Source organism: Gilliamella bombi (assembly GCF_900103255.1).
GTDB classification, from domain to species: domain Bacteria; phylum Pseudomonadota; class Gammaproteobacteria; order Enterobacterales; family Orbaceae; genus Gilliamella; species Gilliamella bombi.
The window spans coordinates 1-1,910 of record NZ_FMWS01000107.1 but is presented as its reverse complement, the minus strand read 5'-3'; the positions used below and the strand labels follow the sequence as shown (position 1 = coordinate 1,910).

Sequence of the window (1,910 nt, the reverse complement as noted above, 5' to 3'; positions counted from 1 at the left end):
GCCTTACCTCCGTGATTTTGCTTTAAAAATGGTGGATGAAGCATTTAAATACATCCAAACAAACTGGAAAATAGAAAAAGCACAACGCATTAAACCATCACTCTGGTGGAAACAAGTGGCACAAGCACAAGCCCAAAATCAAACAACTAGCACAGAACAAAGCGATGCCAATACCCCTAAACTGTCCAATCTATCAACTGACGGCAAGGCGTGGTTTATTCATCCGGTAGCAATGATGGATTATTTTAATGTTGAAAAAAATAAAGGCGTTTGTCCTATAACACCTGACTATAGAAGTCATTTTGTTTTACATTGTACTGATGGAAATATGTCAGAACAGACTATCAAGGCAATAAATAATGTTAACAATCCAGATAAAAAAATAAGGAGTAAAGCTCATAAATATATTATGAGAAATGGGGATGTAATTGAAATATGGCCTTTTACCGAAAAAAATGTATGGGCTACAAAAGCTGAATCTAGAAATAATTTAAAAGGAAGAATGTTCCATGTCGAAATCAATTATAAAAGTCCGGATGTACCTACAGATAACCAATATCAAGCTCTTGCTGATTTATATATTGAAGCTTCTGATATTGAAGGATGTTGGCCAATTATCGTACCTCATATAGAAGTTGATAGAGGCATTCCAAATGGTCATGATGATCCTACAGATTTTGATTATAATAAATTTTATTCTATCTTAAGAAGTAGAAATGTACCGATAGATGATATTCCTCATTTCGAACATGAACGGTACTGGGGATATAGCAAATCAAAAATTCCATTTGCAAATGATAAATATTCATGGCCTCCAATTTTATCTGGAAATCCGCATAAAAAATAAGGTTATTATATGAAAAAATTAATTTTATTATTTTTGCTATTACCTAACTTGTTATTAGCTCAAGAGGTATATACTAATTCATCCTATCAAGAATTTTTATCTTTAGGAAGCATGGAAAATGGTAAGCAGAATTTCTTAAATCTTAAAAATGGAATGATAGATTGGATAAATTTATCAGAGTTACAGAAAATGGAACAAACAGATATGTTATCGCCACATACTTTTTGGGATAAAGTTAACAAAAACTCTATAGGTTTTTATGCTAATGGTTATGAACCATTTTGGAATGCTAAAATAAGTAAGAATAAATTGCAATTCATATCTCTAAAAGAAAAAAATATAAATATTGCCATAGATATAAAAAATTCTTCTTTAACAAGAAATTTTTTGGTTATTTTTCATTCTAAAGATGGTGTATATGGCTTAATTCGTAGTCTTCCCAAAGGAACTTTTTGTGAAGCAAATCTTGATGAGATAACTTCAATATATGAAATTTTTATTGATTATAAAGGTGAAATATTTGAAGGTTGTGCATATTTAGATAAATTATAAATTGTTTTTAATAGTAAAAAGCCACGGCAGTTTTGATTTTAACTTAATTATAAATGTACAGGATTAAAAATGATTAGATTTAAATTTTTCTCTATATGCATTTTATTGATTCCGTTATTTTCTTTTGCTGAAGATAAAAATAAAGGTCTCAATAATATTCTTTATGAATTTAAAGGATATTCAAAAAAAACATTGTCCTATCATTCTTTAAAAGACTTTTTTACTGATAATAATCAAGTTTATGATAAAAAGAACCCACTAAACGCACTTTTTGACCCTGATACGCCTTTATTAAGTATGGTTGAGCATAGTGGATCGGCTACACTAATTCATACAACTTTTTTAAGGGGTAAGGTAAACTTATCACAACTAAAAAAGGAACAAATATGAATAAGATTAAACGCAAAAGACGAACATTCACAGATGATTTTAAACACCAAATGGTCAGTCTTTATCAACATGGTAAATCACGTAGTGAAATCGTTGCCGAATATGATTTGACACCATCAGC

Annotated in this window: 4 protein-coding genes; all 4 read left to right on the top strand. The window is 29.7% G+C overall.

Translation table 11 applies throughout. From position 1 onward, the window contains the following. The coding region (locus tag B9N71_RS12430; RefSeq protein WP_143422163.1) for a peptidoglycan recognition protein family protein at positions 1–847 on the top strand (847 nt) is incomplete at its 5' end. A 9-nt stretch (positions 848–856) separates the two neighbouring features. Beyond that, positions 857–1,399 carry a hypothetical protein gene (locus tag B9N71_RS12425; RefSeq protein WP_085166123.1) on the top strand — a complete coding sequence of 181 codons (543 nt, stop codon included), beginning with the start codon at positions 857–859 and terminating at the stop codon, positions 1,397–1,399. A 69-nt stretch (positions 1,400–1,468) separates the two neighbouring features. After that, on the top strand, positions 1,469–1,789 hold the full coding sequence (locus tag B9N71_RS12420) for a hypothetical protein (protein ID WP_085166122.1): 321 nt from the start codon (positions 1,469–1,471) through the stop codon (positions 1,787–1,789). Positions 1,790–1,794: 5 nt separating this feature from the next. Further along, positions 1,795–1,910, top strand: a 116-nt coding sequence (locus tag B9N71_RS12895; RefSeq protein WP_244178519.1) for a transposase, incomplete at its 3' end; no start/stop codon positions are given.